Source organism: Sphingomonas benefaciens (assembly GCF_052907485.1).
Window position 1 is genome coordinate 79,922 of sequence record NZ_JBREIC010000004.1, and the last position, 21,846, is coordinate 101,767.

22 protein-coding genes are annotated in these 21,846 nt (G+C 68.3%); 5 read left to right on the forward strand and 17 right to left on the reverse strand.

The features are described 5' to 3' along the window. Positions 1–122 precede the first annotated feature (122 nt). Positions 123–293, forward strand: coding sequence for a hypothetical protein (locus ACU5AX_RS13805; RefSeq protein ID WP_198354796.1), 171 nt, complete (start codon positions 123–125; stop codon positions 291–293). 136 nt (positions 294–429) lie between these two features. On the opposite strand, the gene ACU5AX_RS13810 is transcribed toward ACU5AX_RS13805, so the two are convergent. Then, positions 430–1,080, reverse strand: a complete 651-nt coding sequence (locus ACU5AX_RS13810) for a sigma-70 family RNA polymerase sigma factor (protein WP_198354795.1) — start codon at positions 1,078–1,080, stop codon at positions 430–432. A 297-nt stretch (positions 1,081–1,377) separates the two neighbouring features. Beyond that, positions 1,378–2,184 (reverse strand): response regulator, encoded by an 807-nt coding sequence (locus ACU5AX_RS13815; protein WP_198354794.1) that lies wholly within the window; start codon positions 2,182–2,184, stop codon positions 1,378–1,380. A 69-nt stretch (positions 2,185–2,253) separates the two neighbouring features. Here ACU5AX_RS13815 and ACU5AX_RS13820 point away from each other — a divergent pair, with 69 nt between their 5' ends. The 3 genes from ACU5AX_RS13820 to ACU5AX_RS13830 all read left to right on the forward strand — a co-directional run bounded on the left by ACU5AX_RS13820 (position 2,254) and on the right by ACU5AX_RS13830 (position 4,687). Next, positions 2,254–2,628 (forward strand): NepR family anti-sigma factor, encoded by a 375-nt coding sequence (locus ACU5AX_RS13820; protein WP_446691416.1) that lies wholly within the window; start codon positions 2,254–2,256, stop codon positions 2,626–2,628. A 56-nt stretch (positions 2,629–2,684) separates the two neighbouring features. Further along, a complete protein-coding gene (locus ACU5AX_RS13825) occupies positions 2,685–4,232 on the forward strand; it encodes a sensor histidine kinase (RefSeq protein ID WP_446691624.1) in 1,548 nt (515 codons plus the stop codon). A 320-nt stretch (positions 4,233–4,552) separates the two neighbouring features. After that, on the forward strand, positions 4,553–4,687 hold the full coding sequence (locus tag ACU5AX_RS13830) for an entericidin A/B family lipoprotein (protein WP_198354793.1): 135 nt from the start codon (positions 4,553–4,555) through the stop codon (positions 4,685–4,687). A gap of 94 nt (positions 4,688–4,781) precedes the next feature. Here the strand turns inward: ACU5AX_RS13830 and tatC are convergent, their stop codons facing one another. The 11 genes from tatC to ACU5AX_RS13885 form a co-directional block, all read right to left on the reverse strand. After that, positions 4,782–5,558, reverse strand: a complete 777-nt coding sequence (gene tatC, locus ACU5AX_RS13835) for a twin-arginine translocase subunit TatC (protein WP_446691625.1) — start codon at positions 5,556–5,558, stop codon at positions 4,782–4,784. Positions 5,559–5,572: 14 nt separating this feature from the next. Beyond that, positions 5,573–5,968, reverse strand: coding sequence for a Sec-independent protein translocase protein TatB (tatB, locus tag ACU5AX_RS13840; RefSeq protein WP_446691417.1), 396 nt, complete (start codon positions 5,966–5,968; stop codon positions 5,573–5,575). Positions 5,969–6,001: 33 nt separating this feature from the next. Then, on the reverse strand, positions 6,002–6,238 hold the full coding sequence (locus ACU5AX_RS13845) for a Sec-independent protein translocase subunit TatA (RefSeq protein ID WP_198354791.1): 237 nt from the start codon (positions 6,236–6,238) through the stop codon (positions 6,002–6,004). A 28-nt stretch (positions 6,239–6,266) separates the two neighbouring features. After that, positions 6,267–6,845: an SMC-Scp complex subunit ScpB gene (scpB, locus tag ACU5AX_RS13850; RefSeq protein ID WP_446691418.1), complete on the reverse strand. Its 579-nt coding sequence runs from the start codon at positions 6,843–6,845 to the stop codon at positions 6,267–6,269. Further along, a complete protein-coding gene (locus tag ACU5AX_RS13855) occupies positions 6,842–7,573 on the reverse strand; it encodes a segregation and condensation protein A (RefSeq protein WP_446691419.1) in 732 nt (243 codons plus the stop codon). Before ACU5AX_RS13855 ends, scpB begins: the two co-directional genes overlap by 4 nt. Positions 7,574–7,625: 52 nt before the next feature. Continuing rightward, positions 7,626–8,627, reverse strand: coding sequence for a beta-N-acetylhexosaminidase (gene nagZ / locus ACU5AX_RS13860; RefSeq protein ID WP_446691420.1), 1,002 nt, complete (start codon positions 8,625–8,627; stop codon positions 7,626–7,628). 48 nt (positions 8,628–8,675) lie between these two features. Next, positions 8,676–9,353 (reverse strand): hypothetical protein, encoded by a 678-nt coding sequence (locus tag ACU5AX_RS13865; protein WP_446691421.1) that lies wholly within the window; start codon positions 9,351–9,353, stop codon positions 8,676–8,678. Positions 9,354–9,507: 154 nt separating this feature from the next. Beyond that, entirely contained in the window at positions 9,508–10,233 is a 726-nt protein-coding gene (locus tag ACU5AX_RS13870) for an SPOR domain-containing protein (protein WP_446691422.1), read from the reverse strand. Further along, positions 10,233–11,960: an arginine--tRNA ligase gene (gene argS / locus ACU5AX_RS13875; RefSeq protein ID WP_446691423.1), complete on the reverse strand. Its 1,728-nt coding sequence runs from the start codon at positions 11,958–11,960 to the stop codon at positions 10,233–10,235. Before argS ends, ACU5AX_RS13870 begins: the two co-directional genes overlap by 1 nt. Before the next feature lie 158 nt (positions 11,961–12,118). Continuing rightward, the gene (locus tag ACU5AX_RS13880) at positions 12,119–13,261 is read right to left on the reverse strand and encodes a DUF1501 domain-containing protein (RefSeq protein ID WP_198354784.1); all 1,143 of its coding nucleotides are present in this window, start codon (positions 13,259–13,261) and stop codon (positions 12,119–12,121) included. A 5-nt stretch (positions 13,262–13,266) separates the two neighbouring features. Continuing rightward, positions 13,267–14,775 carry a DUF1800 domain-containing protein gene (locus ACU5AX_RS13885; RefSeq protein ID WP_446691424.1) on the reverse strand — a complete coding sequence of 503 codons (1,509 nt, stop codon included), beginning with the start codon at positions 14,773–14,775 and terminating at the stop codon, positions 13,267–13,269. A gap of 210 nt (positions 14,776–14,985) precedes the next feature. On the opposite strand from ACU5AX_RS13885, the gene ACU5AX_RS13890 reads away from it, so the two are divergent. Beyond that, positions 14,986–15,291 carry a hypothetical protein gene (locus ACU5AX_RS13890; RefSeq protein WP_232474233.1) on the forward strand — a complete coding sequence of 102 codons (306 nt, stop codon included), beginning with the start codon at positions 14,986–14,988 and terminating at the stop codon, positions 15,289–15,291. 137 nt (positions 15,292–15,428) lie between these two features. On the opposite strand, the gene ACU5AX_RS13895 is transcribed toward ACU5AX_RS13890, so the two are convergent. From ACU5AX_RS13895 to ftsA, 4 genes are all read right to left on the reverse strand, one after another. Further along, positions 15,429–16,592: a deoxyguanosinetriphosphate triphosphohydrolase gene (locus ACU5AX_RS13895; RefSeq protein ID WP_446691425.1), complete on the reverse strand. Its 1,164-nt coding sequence runs from the start codon at positions 16,590–16,592 to the stop codon at positions 15,429–15,431. A 9-nt stretch (positions 16,593–16,601) separates the two neighbouring features. Then, positions 16,602–18,689 carry a tetratricopeptide repeat protein gene (locus tag ACU5AX_RS13900; RefSeq protein ID WP_446691426.1) on the reverse strand — a complete coding sequence of 696 codons (2,088 nt, stop codon included), beginning with the start codon at positions 18,687–18,689 and terminating at the stop codon, positions 16,602–16,604. Between the two features lie 224 nt (positions 18,690–18,913). After that, a complete protein-coding gene (ftsZ, locus tag ACU5AX_RS13905; RefSeq protein WP_446691427.1) occupies positions 18,914–20,464 on the reverse strand; it encodes a cell division protein FtsZ in 1,551 nt (516 codons plus the stop codon). Between the two features lie 113 nt (positions 20,465–20,577). Continuing rightward, positions 20,578–21,840 (reverse strand): cell division protein FtsA, encoded by a 1,263-nt coding sequence (gene ftsA / locus ACU5AX_RS13910; protein ID WP_198354779.1) that lies wholly within the window; start codon positions 21,838–21,840, stop codon positions 20,578–20,580. Positions 21,841–21,846: the final 6 nt, after the last annotated feature.

The window sequence follows — 21,846 nt, forward strand, 5'->3', positions numbered from 1 at the left end:
GCCGCGGGCATCCTGCGATGAGGGCGAATCAAGCCTTTCGTTTAACACGATATTTCGCCCTGCCTTTGCCCCCGGCCGTCACAAAGGCGCAACGTTTCGTCCGATCGCTCGTTGACGATGACATGACCCTGGCCGCGCATCATCCCGAAAAGCAGCGTCGTGGCGACTATGTCGTCCGTCCGCCGCGCGCGACCGACACGATCGGGCACATGCTCCGCGGCGTCTATGGCGATCATGGCATGCCGGAGGATATGGCGCGCCTGCTGGATCGGCTGGATCACGTAAAACACTGATCTTGCCAGTCAACGCTGGCTCGGCCGCCGGCGATACCGCGGCAACTTTTTCACACGTGCATCTGCCATCGTGGGAACGGAAGGAGCCGTACGACGAGCGGCGGCGAAGAGCAGGCGACACACCGCCCGCCCCCATTCAATGGCCGCGGCTAAGTTCGTCGACCTCGCCCATAATCGTGTCGAGCGCGGTCTTGCTCGTATCGGTCTCATGCTCGCGCCGCGACGGCAGGGCGCCGTCGTTGAGGATGTTCTCCAGCGCGACCCGGCCGCGCGCGACGCGGCTCTTGATCGTGCCGACCGCGACCTGACAGATTTCGGCGGCTTCCTCATAGGCGAAGCCGCCCGCACCGACTAGAATCAACGCCTCACGCTGCGGCTGCGGCAGATGCATCAGCGCGCGCTGCATGTCGCCCAGTTCGACGTGACGATCCTGGCTCGCCGGCGCTGCCAGGATGCGATCCGCGACCAGATCGTCCCATTCGCCCTTGAAGCGCGCACGCCGCATCTGCGACAAATACAGGTTGCGCAGGATGATGAAGGTCCAGGCACGCATGTTGGTGCCGGCCTGGAAGCGCTTGCGCGCCGCCCACGCCTTCAGCAGAGTTTCCTGCACCAGATCGTCGGCGAGGTCGCGGCTGCCCGACAGCGATCGGCCGAACGCACGCAGATGCGGAATGACCTGCGCCAATTGCGTTTTGAATTCGGGGTCGGAGAGCGCGACATGCTCGACGATCGGCGCCACCGCGTCGTCGTCGTCATACTCGTCGCGCGGTGCAGGCTGGGTCATGCAATTCCGTTCGAAGCCGGGGCAAGATCTGCCGCCCTGAAGACGGAAGATAAGGCCCCGAACTGGCAAATGCCAGAAGGTTGGTGGCGAAAGTCGCGCAGCGCGCCGATCAACGCAGGATCAGGAAGGCGAAGATCGCGATGATCAGCACCAGCGATATGCCAAGGACATATCGTGTCACGCCCGGCGTCGACCCGGCACGGGCCTCGGTGGTCGTCACATGCATAGCATCATCTGGATCAGCCATGTCGCAATAACCCCCGAGTTCCGTTTTGGGTCCGTAACTTTCGCGTGCCGTTAGACGCTGGCGGGGATGGTCGCCTCGTCGAAGAACAGCGCTTGGCTGATCGCCGCCTTCACCGTCGAACGCTGGAACGGCTTGGTGATCAGGAAGGTCGGCTCCGGCCGCTCGCCGGTGAGCAACCGCTCCGGGAAGGCGGTGATAAAGATCACCGGCACCTCGAACTCGGCCAGGATGTCCTTGACCGCATCGATGCCCGAGCTGTCGTCGGCGAGCTGGATATCGGCGAGGACCAGACCCGGCCGGTCCTCCATCGCCAGCGCCACCGCCTCGTCGCGGGTGACGGCGACACCGGTCACCTCATGGCCGAGATCGCGGACGATAGTCTCGATGTCCATCGCGATGATCGGCTCGTCCTCAATGATCAGGACGCGAGCGCGGGTCTGCTTCTCGATCTCGGCCAGCGCCTCGGCGACCAGGCTCTCGACCTCGCTGGTGTCGACCTCGATCAGATAGGCCGCATCTTCCGGCGTGAAGCCTTCCATGGCGGTGAGCAGCAGCGCCTGACGCGACAAGGGCGTCATGCGCGACAGACGGGCGCGGGCCACCGCTTCCGTACCCTCGGCATCGCTGGCCGACGTTTCCTCGGCGCCGTCGACATTGGCCGAGGCCCAGATGCCCTGGAACATACGGTACAGGCCCAGACGCGGATCGACATCGCGGGGGAATTGGTCGGGCGCGGCGACGATCGCCTCCAGCGTGGCACGGACATATTTGTCGCCCTGGTGCTGGCTGCCGGTCAGAGCCCGGCCGTAGCGCCGCAGAAATGGAAGATGCGGTGCGAGTTGCTGTCCAAGCGACATGGGTCGTGTTCACTCCCTGATAGAACCAGCGGGCCCGATAGGTGATGGGGGACCCGCGGCTTTGCAACAATGTTTGTCGAAGAACCCAGCCGCCCCCGTGGACCTGCGGAATTTTCGCGCGTCGGTGGAACCATCGACCGTCGATTTGGTTTCCTCGGCGATCGGAAGCGATTATGTCGCCGGCGAGTGCGACGGATCGTGCCGTTCGCTATTATGTGTGCGTGGATTGCCCAGGTCGCGGTGCCGGGCCACCAGGGGGACGTTTTGGACTTGGCCAGCGACAAGCAACAGAGCGACAAGGACCGGAACACGTCTTCGCAGAATTCACCCAAGGTCCAGAGCAAGGATCGTGACATGGGCGCGGCGCTCCGCTCCGCCTATCAAAAGACGGTAGACGAACACGTTCCCGACGAAATGCTCGACCTGTTGAACAAGCTGGCCTAAGCGGAGGGGGCATGGCCTCCTCTATCGACGCAGCCGCCACGACCCGCCGGGCGGCGATGGCACCGGTTTCCGCATTGTCGCGGCTGCCGACCGGGGCGAAGCTGTTCATCACCCTCTCCATCGCGCTGTTGCTGCTCGCGCTGATCGCGATCGGCGCGACGCTGCAGACCGGCCGCCTGGCGGATTCCGAGGTGCGCGCGCGCCTGCGCATCGCTGCCAATGAAAGCGCACGCAATATAGCGATCGAACTGTCGGGCGACATCAACGCGCTGAGGGTCGCGGTCGCCGCGCTGCGCGGCGACCCCGCGGACGCGCCGAGTTGCGCGCGCGCTCAGGGCGTATTCGCCCAACAGGCGACGATCGGCACGCGTTTCTCGATCGTCGATCGCAGCGGCCGCTTGTTATGCGGCGTCCCGCTCGACACGCGCATCCCGGACGATCGCGACGATCCGGTCGATGTCCGCATTCTCAATCACCGCGGCCTGATCGTCACCGTCGCCGCCCCCGGCGGCGCCCCGATCGCCCGCGTGGTGTTCCCGACCGCATTCCTGGCAAGGCTTGTGGGCTCCGGCAGCCGCGCGATGCCGCTCGGCACCGCGCTGATCGATGAGGATCATAGCCTCGAATTGACGTCGATCCCCGGCCAAGGGCCGTTGGAACGCACGGAGACGGTACAGACCGACCTTGGCCTCGGCGGGCTGCAGCTCCGCACCAGCATCCGCAGCGCGCCGATCACTTCGCCTTTCCTCGTCGCGTTGCTTCTGCCGTTGCTGATGTGGGCGGCGGCGGCGGGCCTGTCCTGGTTCGTCGTCGATCGGCTGCTGATCCGGCCGCTGCGCCTGCTGCGCGCCAGCGTCGCGGCCTATACGCCGGGCGAAGTGATCGATCCGGGTAAGCTCGGCCCGCTGCCGGCACAGGAAATTCGCGAACTCGGGGACACGTTTCGCGCGATCAGCCGCACCGTCGCGCTGCATGAGGCCGGCCTGGCCGATGCGGTGGTGCGTCAGACCAAGTTGACGCGCGAGGTCCACCATCGCGTCAAGAACAACCTCCAGGTCATTTCCAGCCTGATCAACTTCCATGCGCGGGGCGCCCCCAGCGCCGATGCGACCGCGGCCTATGCCTCGATTCAGCGTCGCGTCGACGCGCTGGCCGTCGTCCATCGCAACCATTTCGCCGAGATGGAGGAAAACCGCGGTCTCAACCTGCGGTCGGTGATCGGCGAACTCGCCTCCAACATCCGCGCCACTGCGCCGGAGGGCGCTGGCAGCCTGCACATCGCGCTCGACGTCGACCCGTTCCTGGTCAATCAGGACGTGGCCGTCGCCGTCGCCTTCCTAGTCACCGAGACTATCGAGCTGGCAATGACCTGCGACCCCGCCGCGCAAATCCGGGTGGCGGTCAAGCCGGGGGACGAGGAAAAGCGCGCGAAGCTCCGCGTCGTATCGCGAGCGTTCGTCGAGAGCGAAACCCTGACGCATCTGCTCTCCACCCGCTATGGCCGCGTCATGGAGGGCTTGTCCCGCCAGCTGCGCACGCCGCTCCACCACGACCCGATGACCGGCGCCTATGAGATCGCCTTCCCCGTGATGGGTCGCGACTGACCGCGATACGGCACGCACACGCACGGATCGAAAAAAGATTCAGAATTTCGACGGATCGGCGGAACTCGCCTGCGGGAGGGGTGTTATGCCCTTCGGATCGCGACCTTATGCCCCCCCGCTCTCGCGGTCCACGACATAGGCCCGGAAGCAGCAACCCTCCCCCCCCGGTGCTGCTTCCGGGCCTTTAACGTTTTGACGGCGTTTCTCGCGCCGAACGTATCACTGGACAATCCCGCTGGTCGACGCATTGCGCATCCGGAACGATCCTGGCCCCCGATCATTGGAGGGGCACCGCTTTTCAAACGTTCAGGAGGTTTTCGATGCGCAAGGTTCTGGGTCTCGCCGTGGTCGCTGGTGCGCTGATGGTCAGCGCATGCAATACGGTCGAAGGCGTTGGCAAGGACGTGAGCTCGGCTGGCAACACCGTCGCCAAGACCGCCGACAAGTCGAAGTAAGCCCCTCACCCGGCTGAACGAGAGCCCTTCGCCCCCGCCTGGGCGGAGGGCTTTTTCATTGGTGGAAACATAGGACCGCGCAACCGAGGCCGCGTCACGCCTGCTCGGCTGCTGCCTCTTCCGCCGCCGCCAGCTTGGCGCGCTTACGTTCGGTGAACCAAATCCCGACCAATGCCATCTCGTACAAAAGGCACAGCGGTATCGCGAGCAACAGCTGTGATCCGACGTCGGGCGGAGTCAGTACCGCCGCAATCGCGAAAGCCCCGACGATGGCGTAGCGCCGCGCTGAGACGAGCTGCTTGCGCGTGACGATGCCCGCCCGCTCGAGCAACATGAGCAGCACCGGCAGCAGGAAGGCGATGCCGAAGCCGAACAGGAACTGCATGATGAAGGACAGATATTCGGCGATGTCGGGCAAGGCCTGACGTTTCACGCCGCCCACCATGCCGGAATAGCCGAGCAAGAAGTGCAGCGCCATCGGCACGGCGATGTAATAGGCTAGCGCCGCACCGGCGATGAATAGCAGCGGTGTTGCGAGCAGAAAGGGTAGCAGCGCACGCTTTTCCTGCCGGTACAGGCCCGGCGCGATGAACCGCCACGCCTGATTGGCGATCACCGGGAAACTCAGCATCATCGCCGTGAAGAACGCGAGCTTCACCTCGGTGAAGAAGCCGCCGTAGACGGTGGTGAAGATCACCTCCTTCTGCCCGGCGTTGTACAATGGGTGGAGCAGGAAGGCGAAGATGGTGCTGGCGAAATACATCGCGACGCCGAAGCAGACCGCGACCGCGGCAATGCAATAGAGCAGCCGGCGACGCAGCTCGACAAGATGGTCGAGCAACGGCGCGCGGCTGGCGTCGATTTCGTCGATGACGGCGTCGTCACTCACGAATTTGCCCCCTCGCGCGGGGGCGCGGGATGATCGGCCGGTGCCGGCTCGACCTTCGGCGCGTCGATCAGCACGGGTTGTGCCACCGTAGCCGGCGCATGATCCTCCCCATGCGCGGCCTCTCCAGCGTCATGTTCGGTCGTTGCGGGCGGCTCGGCCGGATGTTCCGCCATGATGCGCGCATTCTCGGCCGCCCAGCGCTTTTCCATTTCCTCCAGCTCCGCCTCGCGGACCATATTGTCGAAGCCCTGGCGGAACTGGCGCGCGACGCCGCGCGCCTTGCCGACCCAATAGCCGACGATGCGCATCGCTTTGGGCAGGTCCTTCGGGCCGATCACCACCAGCGCGACGAAGGCGACGAGCAGGAATTCGGACGGTGCGATGTCCAGCATGGACGTGTCAGCGGCGGCTGGCGGCGACGGCGATCAACGGTCGTCGCGGACGCGCTCGCCGTCGCGGTCGAAGGCGGGCTCGGCCGACTTCTTCGCTTCGATGCGCGGCGCCGGCTTGCTCGGCGTCTCGTCCTCTTCGGCCATGCCCTTCTTGAAGTTCTTCACGCCCTTGGCGACGTCGCCCATCAGATTGGAGAATCGCCCGCCGCCGAGCAGCAGAATGGCGACGACGGCGAGGACGAGCAGATGGATCGGGCTGAAGCTGCCCATGGCATGTCTCCTGAAACTTGTTCTGCATCTAGTCGGTGTCGGCGTCCTTTTCCACCGCCAAAGCGGTGTCGTCCTGCGTCAGGTCGACGGGGTCGAGCAGCCCCGCCGCGCGCAGATCCTCGAGCCCAGGCAGTTCGCGACGACTGGCGAGCCCGAAATGCGCCAGAAACGCCGGCGTCGTCGCATACATCAGCGGCCGGCCGGGCACCTCGCGCCGCCCCGACGGTCGCACCCAGCCCGCCTCCATCAGCACGTCCAGCGTTCCCTTGGAGATCTGCACGCCGCGGATCGCCTCGATCTCGGCGCGGGTGACCGGCTCGTGATAGGCGATGATCGCCAGCGTCTCGACGCCGGCGCGCGACAGGCGGCGCGGCTCGTCGCGATCGCGGCGGAGCAGATGCGCCAGATCGGGCGCGGTCTGGAAATGCCAGCGCCCGCCCCGCTGCACCAACGTGACGCCCCGCCCGGCATAATCCGCCTCCAACTGGGCCAGCGCCGCACGGACGTCGCCGCCGACATAGGCACGGATCGAATCGAGCGACAGCGGCTCGGCCGCGGCGAACAGCAGCGCCTCGACCGCGCGTACAATATCGTCCGGCGGGGTCACGTTTCGGCGGCCTTGAGGAAGAGCGGCGCGAAGGGCGCCTGCTGGCGCAGCATCACCCTGCCCTGTTTGGCGAGTTCGAGCGCGGCGAGGAAGGACGAGGCGAGCGCCGACTTGCGCAGCCGCTCGCTGCCGTCGGGCAGGAAGCTTTCCAGCGTCGACCAGTCGAGCCGTGTGCCGAGGAGCGCACCGATGCGCGCCAGCGCCGCCTCCAGCGTCATCACCTCGCGATCGGCGACGACATGCATCACCGGCCGGTTGCGCGCACTGATCCGCCCGTAAGCCGCGATGACGTCGTACAATTCCGCCTGCCAGCGGGCGTGACGGACGGTACGGATCCCCTCCGGCGCGCCGCGCGCAAAGACGTCGCGGCCCAATCGGTCGCGCGCCATCAGCCGCGCGCCGGCCTCACGCATCGCCTGCAGTCGCTCCAGTCGATGCTGCAGGCGCAACGCGAGGATTTCGGGATCCTCCTCCTCCGCCGACGGGTCGCGCGGCAGCAGCAGCGCCGACTTGAGATAGGCCAGCCACGCCGCCATCACGAGATAGTCGGCCGCCAGCTCCAGCCGCAGCACCTTGGCGCGCTCGACGAAGCGCAGATACTGCTCAACCAGCGCCAATATCGAGATCGCGCGCAGGTCGACCTTCTGCGCCCGCGCCAGCGACAGCAGCAGGTCCAACGGCCCCTCCCAGCCGTCGAGGTCGAGCGTCAGCTGCTCCGGCTCCGCCATCAGCGCGATCTCTGCCCCTGGCGGCGGCACGGCGACACGAGCCCGCCCGGCATCACGCCAGGGCGAAAAAGGCGTCGCGGCGCGCGATCACTTCGTCGAAGTCGCCGTCCGGCGCGCGGCGGCTCGCCATCGCCCGGTCGAGGCGGGCGCGGCTGTGCGCCGCGATCGGTTCGAGCCGGCCGGCGATGTCGATCATCTCGTCCATCCGCGCCCAGCAATCGAGCACGAGATCGCAACCGGCCGCGATCGCGCTCGCCGCCTTGTCGCCGGCGGTGCCGGACAGCGCCTTCATGTCGATGTCGTCGGTCATCAACAGCCCGTCGAAGCCGATCTCGCCGCGGATCACCCGATCGATGACGACGGGCGACAAGGTCGCCGGACGCTCCGCATCCCAGGCCTGGAAGACGATATGCGAGGTCATGCCCATCATCGCATGACGCAGCGTGCGGAACGGCTCAATGTCGACGGCGAGCGCCTCCGCCGGCGCGGTCACCGTCGGCAGATCGTAATGGCTGTCGACGATCGCGCGGCCATGACCGGGCATATGCTTGACGACGCCGACGACGCCACCCGCTGCCAGCCCTTCCAGCATCGCGCGACCGAGCGCGGCGACCTGCATCGGATCGGCGCCATAGGCCCGCGACGCCACCGCCTCGGTCGTATCGGGCTGCGCGACGTCGAGCAGTGGCGCGCAATCCACGGTGATGCCGACCTCGCTCAGCATCAGCCCCAACGCCTGGGCATTGGCGCGCATCGCCTGGATCGCCGACATCGGCGCGGCCTCGTACAGCTTGGCGAAGGCGGGACCGGCGGGAAAGGCGGGCCATGCGGGCGGCCCCATGCGGGCGACGCGGCCACCCTCCTGATCGATCAGAATCGCCAGATCGTCGCGCCCGGCCAGGTCGCGCAGGGAGTCGGTCAGGGCGCGCAGCTGCGCCCGGTCCACCACGTTGCGGCGGAAGAGGATGTAGCCGGCGGGCTCGACGTCGGCGAAGAAGGCGCGCTCGTCGGGGGTGAGCGCCGGGCCGGACAGGCCGAAGATGACGGGCTTCATGCGCGGCGGTGTAGCGCGCGGCGGCGATGCGCGCTACCGCCGCCCCGGCTAGATGCCCGATCCATCGACGCCTGGCAGGAAAATCAAGTCGACGGTTTCGTCGGCGCCGCGCAGCGCGCGACGATCGTCCGGGCAGGCGCCCGCCCGCGAGGCGGTCACCCGCCAGCGCCAGGTCGCCGGACGCGGCACGGAACGATAACCCTCCGCAAAGCCGTCGGTCCCCTCGTTACCGGTCATGGTCAAGCGAAGACGCTGGGCGTCATAGGTGCCGCTGACGTCGATCGACAGCCGCGAATGCGATTGACCGATCTCGAAGCTGGTCAGTTCGCACATGCGGCGTCCGCTCACGCGCCCCTTGTTGACGGTCATTTGCAGGCGGCCACAATGCTGGGGATCGGGCAGGCTCGAATGTTCGCCGGCCATGCGTCGCAAGGCGCCGGCCAGATCGTCGTCCTCGAGACAGGTGCGGAAGGAGAACGGTCTTCCCTCGCCACCGCCGGCACCCGGGAAGCGCTGGCGCGGGGCGTTGATCGGATGCCCGCTCACCATCGTTCCCGTTCGATCAAAGACCCAGAGGCCGCCATGCAATCTGGGGACGGGGCCGGACAGGTCGATGCCGGGTTCGTCGCGCTTGCCGGTGATGACCGTATCGCTGCCAGCCTGTGGCGGCGCCGGACGGTCTTGCGCCCCGGTCAGTGCAATCGCCGCTACCGCCAGCCACGCCACTCGCCGAGTCCGCATCCTGCCCTCCTGATTTATCATGCGGGAATTAGCAGGCCGGAGCGATCAATAGAAGCCGGTCGCGTGAAGACATGAATTTCCTCCCCCGCCGTTGCGGAAGAAGAAAGGCATCAACTGGCGCCGCATATCGCCGCACCGGTCAGCTGGCGATGAAGCAACTTTCGCCGGCGACGCGCAGGCGTCCGCAAATATCCGCGGCCTGATTGGCGCTGCCGGCGTTGACGCGCAAGCGATAGAGCGTGCGTCCGCCCGTCGCGACCGGCTGCACCGCTTTGCCCAGCGGCGCGAGGTAGGAGAAGCGCTTGGAGAAGCCCGTCCACGCCGCATTTGCCGAGGCTTCCGAAGGATAGGCGCCGAGCTGGACGAGCGATCCGCCGCTCGCCGAACCGGGGCCGGTCGGCCGCTGGGCGGTCACCGGTGGCGTCGCCACCAGCTTGCCGCCCGAGGCCGGCACCTGCGCCACCGCGTTGCGGCCGCCGTCGCCCTGCGCCTTGCCGGCGGTCGGCGCGACGCGGCGCCCATCGACCGGCTTTTCCGGCACGGCGTTGAGATCGATCGCGGCATTGCCCGCCTTGCCGGCGCTGGTCGCGACCGCGGCGTCGCCCTCGCCCTTCACCTTCAGGCCGCCGGGATCGTCCGGACGGACCTTGTAATCACCTTCCTGCGCCTCGATCAGCTCGCCGTTGCCGCCACCGTGACGGGTCTGCAGTTTGTAGATGCCGAAGACGATCGCCGCGAGAATGGCGAGGCCGACCACGACCAGCGCGATCACCTTGCCGACGGGCGCCGTCCGCTCCTCCTCGGGCTCGACGGTCTCGAGCCACGGCAGGCGATCGTCCTGTCGCAGATCCATCTCGTCGGCCATCACTTCATCTCCGAAACCGCCACCACGCCCATGATGGCGAGCCCGTTACGAATAATCTGTGCGATGCCGTCCGCCAAGAAGAGACGCGCACGCGTCGCCTCATGATCGTCGGGCATCAGGAAGCGGCGGTCGGGGCGATCGTTGCCGACGTTCCATGCGGCGTGAAAAGCTGCCGCTAAGTCATACAGATAGAATGCGATTCTGTGTGGCTCGCGAGCCACGGCGGCGGTTTCGACAACGCGCGGGAACTGCGCTGCCAGCTTCATCAGCGCCAGTTCCTCCGTATCAAGCCGGGACAAGTCGGCCGCTCCGGCAGCGATCCCCGCCTCCGCCGCGCGGCGGTGCAGCGAGGCGATACGCGCATGGGCGTATTGAACGTAGAAAACGGGATTGTCCTTCGACGCCTCCACCACCTTGGCGAAGTCGAAGTCCATCTGCGCGTCGGCCCGCCGGGTCAGCATGGTGAAGCGGACGACGTCCTTGCCGACTTCGCGCACGACGTCAGCCAGCGTGACGAAATTGCCCGCGCGCTTGGACATCTTCACCGGCTCGCCGCCGCGCAGCAGCCGCACCATCTGCACCAGCTTGACGTCGAAGCGGGTCTTGCCGCCGGTCAGCGCGGCGACGGCGGCGACGATCCGCTTGACTGTGCCTGCGTGATCCGCACCCCAGATGTCGATCAGCTGGTCGGCATTCTGGCTCTTCTGGAAATGATAGGCGAGATCGGCACCGAAATAGGTCCAGCTGCCGTTCGACTTCTTGATCGGGCGATCCTGATCGTCGCCAAAGGCGGTGGAGCGGAACAACGGCAGCTCGACCGGCTCCCAATCCTCCGGCGTCTCGCCCTTGGGTGCCTCCAGCACGCCGTCATAGACGAGGTCGTGCTCGCGCAGCCACGCTTCCGCCGCCTCCGGCTTGCCCGCCGCTTGCAGCTCCGCTTCCGAGGAGAAGACGTCGTGATGGATGCCGAGCAGCGCGAGATCGTCCTTGATCATCACCAGCATCGCCGCGACCGCGCGGCTGCGGAACAGCGCCAGCCATTCACTTTCCGGCGCGGCGACGTAGCGATCGCCGAACTCGGCGGCGAGCGCTTGGCCGACCGGCACCAGATAGTCGCCGGGATACAGGCCTTCGGGGATCGCGCCGATGTCCTCGCCCAGCGCCTCGCGGTAGCGGAGATGGGCGGAGCGGGCGAGCACGTCGACCTGGCCGCCCGCGTCGTTGACGTAATATTCGCGGATCACGTCATGGCCGGCGAATTCCAGCAGCGCGGCGAGCGCGTCACCGACGACGGCGCCGCGGCAATGGCCCATGTGCATCGGGCCGGTCGGATTGGCCGAGACATATTCGATGTTGACGCGCACGCCCTGCCCCATCGTCGAACGGCCGTAATCGGCGCCGGCCGCGGGGATCGCCGCCAGCTCGTCGCGCCAGGCGGCGTCCGTCAGCGTCAGGTTGATGAAGCCCGGCCCCGCGACGCTCGCCGCCGCCACCTCGGGCAGCTTGCCGAGTTCGTCCACCAGGGCTTCCGCCAACAGCCGCGGATTGGTGCCGGCCGGCTTGGCCAGCACCATCGCCGCATTGGTGGCGAGGTCGCCGTGGCTCGGATCGCGTGGCGGCTCGACCGTGACGTTGCGGCGGTCGAGCCCTTCCGGCAGCGTGCCGGCGGCGATCAGCGTGTCGAGGGCGGCGGCGACATGGCCGGCGAAACGGGTATAGAGCGTCATGATGCGCCGCGATGTACGGGCGTGGCCGGATTGTCGCAAGGCGCGCTTGTCCTCCCCGGCACGGGGAGGACAAGCGCGCCTGCGCTGACGGTGCGGGACGTCCACGCAACGCAGTGTCTGGGGATGTCCCTCCCCACCTCCCCGCGAGCGGAGAGGCGTTAGACGCGCAGCAGCCCCTCCACCGCCGCGGTCTTCTGGCTCGCCGGAAATAGCGCCGGCATGGCGCGGGCGGGATCGACTGCGAAGTGATCTGCCACCGCGCCCGCGATGAAGGCGTCGAGCTGCGCGGTCGGCTTGAGGTCGCGGTTCTCGTACAGGTTCGCCGCCGCCAGCCCGGGCCAGTCGGCGAGCACCCGTCCGCCCTTGACCGCGCCGCCGAGCAGCATCGCCGCGGTTCCGGTGCCGTGGTCGGTGCCGCCAGTGCCGTTGACCGCCACCGTCCGGCCGAATTCGGTGGCGACCAGGACCAATGTATCGTCCCACACCGGACCCAGCCCCGTCTTCAACGCACCGACCATCGCGTCGAGCGCCTTGAGCTGCTGGGTCAGCCGCCCGCGCTGACCGGCGTGCGTGTCCCAGCCACCGGTCTCGATCGTCGCGATGCGTGCGCCATTCGCCGGCACCAGCAGTCGCGCCGCCAGCGCGCCGGTGTTGCGCGCATCCTTGTCGGTCAGGTCACCGGTCAACTGGCGCGTCGACAGCGCCTCGTCCCACAATGCGTGGAGCTGCGCATCGCCCTGGTACAGCTGCGTCACCCGCGCGAGCAGGTCGTCCGAGGCGTGGGGCAGCGCGGACGGAGCGTAGCTCGCCACTTCGCGCTTGCCGCGCAAGGCCATCGGCACCGTCGCCGCGATCGCGATCGCATGCGCGTCCTCCTGCGGCACGATGCCGAGCAGCCGATTCATCCAGCCGTCCCGCAGCTGATAGGCGCTTGTGCCGCCCGTCTCGAGCACGTTCTGGCCGTCGAAATGCGAGCGGTCGCGATAGGGCGAAGCAATGGCATGGGCGAACAGCGCCTGCCCCTGTTTGTACAGGCCGGCAGTGGTGGCGAGCGCCGGATGCAGCGCGAACATCGCGTCGAGCTTGGTGCCGGCGGCGACGTCCGCCGCCAGATCGCCACGCGCGCTGACGAAGGCGGGGTCGCCGACGGGTCCGACGATGCCCATGCCGTCGGCGGCGCCGCGCTGGATGATGAAGACGAACCGCTTGGCGGTCGCCGCCTTGGCGAAGGCGAGACGGGGCGCGAAGCCGCCGAGCACGCCGATCGTGCCGGCGCCGCGCAAGAAGGTACGACGGTCCACGGTGGTCACCTCCGCATCATTTCGGGCGAGACGAGCAGCAGGGCGAGCGCCTGTGCCGGGCTCTCGGCGCGTTGCAGCGCCTGGGCGGTCGCCGGAGACAGCGCCGCGGGGAACAGTTGCGCCGCCAGCGCGCGCGCGTCGACGGCGGCGGGCACGCGGGCGGCGAAGCGCTGCGCCGCCTCGACCCGGCGCATTACCGCGTCCGGCCCGGCCCAGCTCGGCGCGGTGTCGTCATAGCCGATCGGCTGGCCCGGCTTCCAGACGGGCTGGCCGAGCTGGTTCATCAATCCCTCGACTGAGAGCGGCGGCAGCGCGGCGGGCCCCAAGGCCCGGCCGATCGAGACCGACCATTCCCATGGCGTCTTGAACTTGGCCGGCGCCGGCGCCCAGGCTTCCGGCGACGCGATGATCGCGCGGTAGACGGTCGGCAAATCGCCGCCCGACCGCAGGAAGGCGGCCTCCAGCCGCGCGACCATCGCCGGCGGCGGCACGTCGCCGGCGAAATGCCGGGTCAGCTTGGTGGCGATATGGCGCGCGGTGGCGGGATGGCCCGCCAGATCCATCAGCACCGCCTGTGCCTGTTCCTGCCCGCCCTCGGGATAAATCTTCCCGAGGATGGTGCGGGTGCCGGGCTGATGGACCCGATCGACGAAGACGAAGCTGCCGGGCGTCCAGCCGTCGGAGAAACGCCCGCCGGCACCCCCGCCGATGCCGCCCACCGTCCAGCCGGTCATCGCCCGCGCGAATTCGGTGACGTCGGCCTGGGTATAGCCGGTGCGCACGCCCAATGTGTGCAGCTCCATGATCTCGCGGGCGAGATTCTCGTTGAGGCCGACCTTGCGATTGCCCCGCGCCGCGATGCGCGCGCCGAGCGGACTGTCCGGCCCGACCGACACCGACTGGTCGAGATAGAGCAGCATCGCCGGATGCCGCTCCACCGCGAACAGCATGTCGGAGAAGCGCCCGATCAGTTGCGGGCGGATCGCCTCCATCTCCAGCGTGCCCGACAGGCCGAGCAGTTCCAGCTTGTCGGCCGACACCGCGAAATGGTTGGACCAGAAATGCACCAACCGTTCGGCGAACGGCGTGTCGCTCGTCACCGCCGCCGCCGCCCGCGCCGCGATCAGCGTCGAATAATCGTCACGGGCGAGCCGCCGCGCCGCCTGCCGCGCCTCCTGCATCGCCGGTTTGATCGCCGTCGCCCCCGGCATGGTGGCTGCCGGCGTCGTCATCGCCGCCGGCACGGCCGGTGCGGCCATGGCAGCGGCAGCGGCGGGCGTGGCGGCCGGTTTCACCGCCGGCCCCTGCACCATCCGCATCGCGCGCTGTTCGGCCCGATAGTCCTGGATGTCGACCGACACGGCGGCGCTCGTCGGCACCGACGTCAGCGCCGGCGGACGCGGCTGGTATCGCTCGATCTGCTCGGTCAGCCAGCGTCGCGGATCGGCCGGCGGCTCATCCTGCGCCCGAGCACCCAGCCCGAACCGGTTCAACGCGATCGCTGCATCGGACATCAAAACGCTCCTCCACTCCCGGAAGATTCGTCTCTGCTAAGCGGCACATGTCGCAGATTTATGCCATTGTCGACCTGAACACACGATTGCGCGATCTGCATGCACGACGATCGGAGTTGCAGTTGCGTGCTGTGCTGCACCGCAATATCCGCTCCGGACGAAAGTTCGGGGAAGGACCTGATCCGGCTCGCATCCAAGCGGGAGACGATCATGCGCAAGACCATTTCGATTCTGGCCGCCGTCACGGTAGCCGTCACTGCCACCGCCACCGTCGAAGCCCGCGCACCGCGCCAGAGCTTCACGCACGAAGGCTATACCTACATCTACTCGAGCCAGGTCAGCGGCGATCACCAGGTGATCTCTGGCCGCCGCTATCCGTCGGGCACGCCCTTCCGACTCGTCGTCCGCGGCGACCGGGTCAGCGGCTTTGCCGGTGGCTATCCGGTTTCGTTCCGCGCCGCTCAGGCGGTGGGCGCTGCCCGCGAAGCGACGGGTATCCAGACCGCCGCGCGCTAAGCCGCAACGCCGCACCGGCATGCGTCAGGGCCGTCGGCATCACGGGCGGCCCTTCTCATATCATATGCAACAGAAACACCCGACGGCCTCCGGAGCGGACCCGCCATATCAGCAGCGTCCGGCACGATCCCGCCGGTTCAAAAGCCTTCGGGCAGCGCCACCTCGCCAATCAGCTCCCGATACCGCGCGATGGCGAACCGGTCGGTCATCCCCGCGATGAAATCCGCGATGTGGCGGCTGCGCGCCGGCTCCTCCGTCGGCGCCGTCTCCGCCCATTCCTCGCCCATCGTCCGCGGGTCGGCCTGATAGACGGCGAACAGGCCGGCAACGATGCCATGCGCCGCCTCCGCCGCCTCCAGCTGGCGCGGGTGGTGATAGAGGTTGGCGTACATGAAGCGCTTCAGGTCGCGCTCCGCCTCGCGCATTGCCGGCGAGAAGCCGCATAGCGCGTAGCCGGTCGCGCGAACCTCGTCGACGGTCTGCACGCCGGATGCGGCGATCCGGCGTCGCGTTTCCTCGATCAGGTCGTTGACCATCACACCGATTTGGCTGCGCACCAGTTCGCGCGCCAACCGCTTGGCGGGCACGTCGGGAAAGCGCGCCTGCGTCGCCTGCCAGCCGGCCGCGACCATCGGCACGGCCAGCAGCTGGTCCAGCGTCAGCAGCCCCGCCCGCAAGCCATCGTCGATATCGTGATTGTCATAGGCGATGTCGTCGGCGATCGCCGCCACCTGCGCCTCCAGGCTGGCGTGGCTGGCAAGGTCGAGCGGAAATTGCGCATCCGCCTCGGTCAGGGCCCAACCGGGATGGCGTACCGGGCCGTTATGCTTGGCCAGCCCCTCCAGCGTCTCCCAGGTCAGATTAAGCCCGTGCCAGGTCGGATAGGGCCGCTCGATCTCGGTCAGCGTGCGCAGCGTGTGGCCGTTGTGGTCGAAGCCGCCGGCGCCGGCGAGCGCCGCCTTCAACGCATCCTCGCCGGCATGGCCGAAGGGCGGATGGCCGATGTCGTGCGCCAGGCACAGCGCCTCGGTCAGATCCTCGTTGAGGCCGAGCACGCGGGCGATCGTGCGGCCGATCTGCGCGACCTCGAGACTGTGGGTCAGGCGCACGCGGAAATGGTCGCCGTCCGGCGCCATGAACACCTGCGTCTTGTGGCGCAGGCGGCGGAAGCTGATCGAATGGATGATCCGGTCGCGATCGCGCTGGAAATCGTCGCGCGGGCCGCGCGTCCCCTCCCCCTCGGGATGAAGGCGACCGCGGCTGGCGGCGGGGTCGGAGGCCCAGGGCGCATGAAACGTCATGCGCCGCCTTTACTTGCTCGACAGCTTCTCCACCACCTGTCCCGCATCGCTGGTGAAGGCAAAGGCACCGACCCCCTGTTTGGTCAGCTGATTGACGAAGGCCCGCGCCTCCGCATCGGTCTTGAACGGCCCGGTCAGCACGCGATTGGTTGCGCGTAGCGGCGTCTTCCAACCGCTCTTGCCGGCAAGGATCGGCGCCTTGGCCTTGGCCGCCGCCCAGGCCTTGGGCAGATCGTCCTCATTGGCGCCGCCCGCGACCTGCACCCAGATGCGCGATGGATTGGCACGCGCCTTCTTCTTTTCCTCGGCCGCGGCCTTGGCTTCGGCGAGCTTCTCCGCCTCGGCGGCCTTCTTGGCGGCGAGCGCCTTCTTCTCGGCCGCGGCCTTGCGGTCCGCGGCGCGCTTGTCGGCCGCCGCCTTGGCGGCGAGCGCCTTCTCCGCCTCCGCGTCGCGCTGCTCCTTGGCTTTCGCCTCGGCGAGGACGCGTTCGGGCGACGGTGTGGCGACAGCAGCGGACGACGACGCCACCGCGGCGACCGGTGCCGCGACCAATGGAGCAGGACGTGGCGGTTCGGCGACGCCCAGTTCGCTGCCGGGAATCGACAGACCGGCGACGATCCGCGCCAGGACGGAATCGGCCTGCTCGCGCCGCCGCGTCGGGGCCGGAGCGACGAAGGCGGTTCGAGCGGGCGTCGTCGTCACGACTGGCGATGCAACGGGGGAGACGGGCGCAGGCACCGGCGACGACCCCGAGGCGTATTCGACGGCCGGTGTGGACGTGCTCGTCGGCACGCCCGCCGTCGGCAGAGCGGCGCTCGTGGCGGTGGTGAAGCCGGGCGCCGGCATGCTCCGCGCGACCACCGGCTGGCTCGGCGTGGCGGTCGCCAGCGCCACCGGCGGCGGCGGACTGGCCACGACCGTTGTCGGGCGCGGCGCCGGCGCGATGGTGACGACCTCGACCGGCGCCCGCGTGACCGGCGCGGAAGGCGTCGTAGTTGGAACCGGTGTCCGGGTCGGCGGCAATGGCTGAACGGTCGGCTGTGCCGCCACCGCAACCGGCGCCACCGGCGCCATGGTCGCAGCGCGCGTGATCGAGCCGCCGCTCGCCGGCACTGGCTGGACCTGAGTCAGGGCTCGCGTCACCTCCGCATAAGATGGGGTGGTGGCGGGCGTCGGCGAATTGGAGGCAAGGGCCACGCGGCCGGGTTGTTCCCGATCCCGCCCGCGGCGGCGACGCTCGTTGCGGCTCGCAGCGCGTGAGGACGGTGCGGCAGGCTGCACCGCCGCCAGCGCCACCGGTGCGGCCTCGGGCGCCAGATACGGCAAGGCGGGCGCCAGCCGCGCATCGGCGATCCGTTCCGGCGTCGTCCGCACCTCGCCAAAATGAACCGCAAAGGCGCGGTCGGCGGCGGGCAGCGTCGGCAGCCGTTCGAAAAACGGCTGCAGACCCTGCGCCATGCCACCCGGCAGCATCGTCGATGCGATCTTCGCCGCCCCCGACTGATCGCCGCCCATCGCGAGGACGAAGGCACGGACGCGCCAGGCGCTGCGGTCCTGTTTGCGCAACAAGGGATCCAATTGCTCCAGCGCCGCATCGCGCTTGCCGGAAATACCCAGCGACAGGGCATAGCGCTTCAACGTCTCGTCCGACGGCGCGGTCTTCAACGCCAGCCGGTAATCACGCTGGGCCCGCTCCTGCTGCCCGATCAGATCGTAAGCGAGGCCGCGGTCGGCGGCATAATTGCGCGGGTCCAGCCCGGCGGCCTCGGCCTGCGCGAAATAGCGCAGCGCCTCGCCCGGCCGTTCGGAGCGGACCAGGATCGACCCCTCGCCCGCCTTGATCCGCGGATTGCCCGGCGCGACCTGCTCCGCCCGCGCGAACAGCGAGGCGGCGCCGCTCAGATCGTCGAGGCCGAGCGACAATTCGCCCGCCGCGATCAGCGCGTTGACGTCGCGGGGATTGCTGGCGAGCGCGCGCATCTGTTCGGCGAGCCGATCGGCATCGGTGGTGCCGGGCAGCGCCTGCACCATCTGCTGCGCAGGCAGCACGGCCGGCGCGGACGCCAGGGCGACGAAAGCGGGAAGAAAGACACGCATGGGATTGCCACTGACTAGAGCCGAGCGGAACTGAACCGGCAATGTCCTGCAACAGGACCGTGCGCCAGAACGAGACTGCGCGGCGACGAAGACGGTGAGAGGGTCGTTGTCGCGGGATCGTGTCGGCAGGATCGGGCGCGCGGACAACAAAAAGCCCCGGTCATCCGCCGGGGCCGATGGAGCCGGACGAGGGGCCGCGACCTGCGCCGCGGCCCGATCGACAGTTACTGATTGTTCTGACGATGCAGGAAGCGCGGAATGTCGAGCGGTTCCTTGTCCTCGCCCGTGTCCTCACGCTGTGCGCCGCGGGCGGCGTTGGACATGCGCTCGAACAGCGTGCCGCCCAGCTTGACGCGCGGCTGCGGCGCGGCCTCGGGGCTGGCCTCGCTGCCCGGCGCGATCCAGCGGCGGCGGCTGCCGTCGTCGGTCGGCGCCGCAGCGGGAGCGGCCGAGCCGCGTGCCGGGGCCGCCGGATAGGGATCATCGCCATAGGCACGCGGTGCCGGTTGCGGCACGATCGTCTCGGTGCCGAGCACCAGTTCGTCATCCGCCGCATCGGCCTGCGACATCGGCGCGACCGCCGCGTCCGGCGTCAGGTCGAGCGGCTCGGGCTCGGCCGGCTGCTGCGGCGCGAACGACACGCTGGGCGACGGCGCGGCAGGTGCGGCCGCCGGAGCCAGAGCCGGAGCCGACTGGGCCGGCGCGGCCGTGCTCGGACGGAAGGAGGTCGACTCGTCGCTCTTGCGGCCCATGCCGAAGCTGAACGACTTGGTCGGCTCGGCCTGCGCGGCGACGGCGGCGGGCTTGGCGTCGGAGTCGATGCCGGTGGCGACCACCGAAACGCGGATCTTGCCTTCGAGATCAGGATTGAACGCCGAGCCCCAGATGATGTTGGCATCGGGATCGACCAGGTCGCGGATGTGGTTCGCCGCCTCGTCGACCTCGAGCAGGCGCATGTCGTCGCCGCCGGTTATCGAGATGATGACGCCCTTGGCGCCCTGCATGCTGACGCCGTCGAGCAGCGGGTTGGCGATCGCCTTCTGCGCCGCTTCCAGCGCGCGGTTGTCGCCGCTCGCCTCGCCGGTGCCCATCATCGCCTTGCCCATCTCCTGCATCACCGAGCGGACGTCGGCGAAGTCGAGGTTGATCAGGCCGGGCATGACCATCAGGTCGGTGATGCCGCGCACACCCTGCTGCAGCACCTCGTCCGCCATCTCGAACGCTTCCTTGAAGGTCGTGTTCGCATTGGCGATCAGGAACAGGTTCTGGTTCGGGATGACGATCAGCGTATCGACGTACTTCTGCAGCTCCTCGATGCCGCCATCGGCGGCCTTGGCGCGACGATTGCCCTCGAAGCTGAACGGCTTGGTGACGACACCGACCGTCAGTATACCCATGTCGCGCGCCGCCTTGGCGATCACCGGCGCGGCACCGGTGCCGGTGCCGCCGCCCATGCCGGCGGCGATGAAGCACATATGCGCCCCCTCCAGCCGCTTGGCGAGTTCGTCGATCGTCTCTTCTGCCGCGGCACGACCGATCTCCGGCCGGGCACCGGCGCCTAGGCCCTGGGTGATCTTGGAGCCGAGCTGGATGCGATGTGGCGCCACCGACGACTTCAGCGCCTGCGCATCGGTGTTGGCGACGAGGAAGTCGACGCCCTGCACGTCGGCGCGCATCATGTTGGCGATCGCATTGCCGCCCGCGCCGCCGACGCCGATCACGGCGATACGCGGCGTCAGCTCGTCGACTTCCGGAGTGATGAATTCGATGCTCATGGCCTGTTCTCTCCGCCCCCTACCGGTAAACGCTGACCGGGGCACTGATTAACCCTTGTGCCTCAACGCTTGGGATGGTTCCACCGAAAACCGTCACAAAACGTCAAGCAATTTCAATAATTGGCTCGCGCCGCCTGGATCAGCTTTCGGACCATGCCAAGCCCCTTCTGGCGGTGCACGGTCTGCGGCTGCGGCGCGGCGCCACGCAGATCGATCGGATCGGTCGCAGCGTAGAAGGCAAGGCCGGCCAATGTCGCGAACGCCGGACCGCCATGCGCCTCCGGCAGCGCGGTCAAGCCGCGCGGCCGGCCGATGCGGACCGAGCGCCCCAACGCCTGCTGCGCATAATCGGCGATGCCCTTCAGCTCGGCGCCACCGCCGGTCAGCACCACCTGCCGCCCGACCGGTCCTTCGAATTTCAGCTGCTGCAGCGATTTGCGGATCTCGCCCATCTGATGCTCCAGCCTCTGGCGGACGATGCCGATCAGTTGCGCCTTGGTGATCTGCATCCCGCCATGCACGTCGTCCTCCGCCGCGATCGGCATCACCGGGATCATCTCGTGATTGTCGCGCGGGGAAGCGTTGGCCGAGCCGTGGAAGCACTTCATCCGCTCCGCCTGGGCACGGCGCGTGCCGAAGGCGGAGGCGATGTCGTCGGTAATGTCCTGCCCGCCCATTGGCAGCGAGCACAGGCCGACCAGCATCCCGCCCGCGAATAGCGAGACGTTAGTGATCCCCGCCCCCATCTCGACCAGCGCAACGCCGAGCTCGCGCTCCTCCTCGCTCAAGCAGGCGAGGCCCGTCGCGACCGGCGCGGCGATGATCGACTTGACCTCGAGATGCGCCGAGCGGACGCACAAGTCGAGGTTGCGCACCGGCGACCCGTCGGCAGCGACAACATGGATGTGGACACCGAGCCGGTCGGCATGGAGGCCGAGCGGCTTCTTGACCCCGGTCAACCCGTCGAGCGTGTAGAGCGCCGGCTGGGCGTGCAGCACCATCCGCCCCTGCGGATCGATCGAATTGCGCCCGGCGGCGAGCAGCGCGTCGATGTCCTGCTGTTCGACACGGTGGCCGCCCAGCTCGAACTCGACCTCGGCGACGTCGCTGACCAGCCCGCCGGCGGAAAAGCCGACCCAGACGTTCTCGATGTTGATGCCGGCGATCCGCTCCGCCTGCTCCACCGCCTCGCGCACCGCCGCCTCGGTCGCGCCCATGTCGGCGATATAGCCGCGCTTGACGCCGCGGCTCTCGCGCTGGCCGGTGCCGAGCACGATCAGCTCGCCGCCGTCGCCCTTTTGCGCGATCATCGCCGATACCTTGGACGACCCGATGTCGAGCGCGGTGATCAGCCCTTCCGGTGCAACCTTCGCCATGATGCC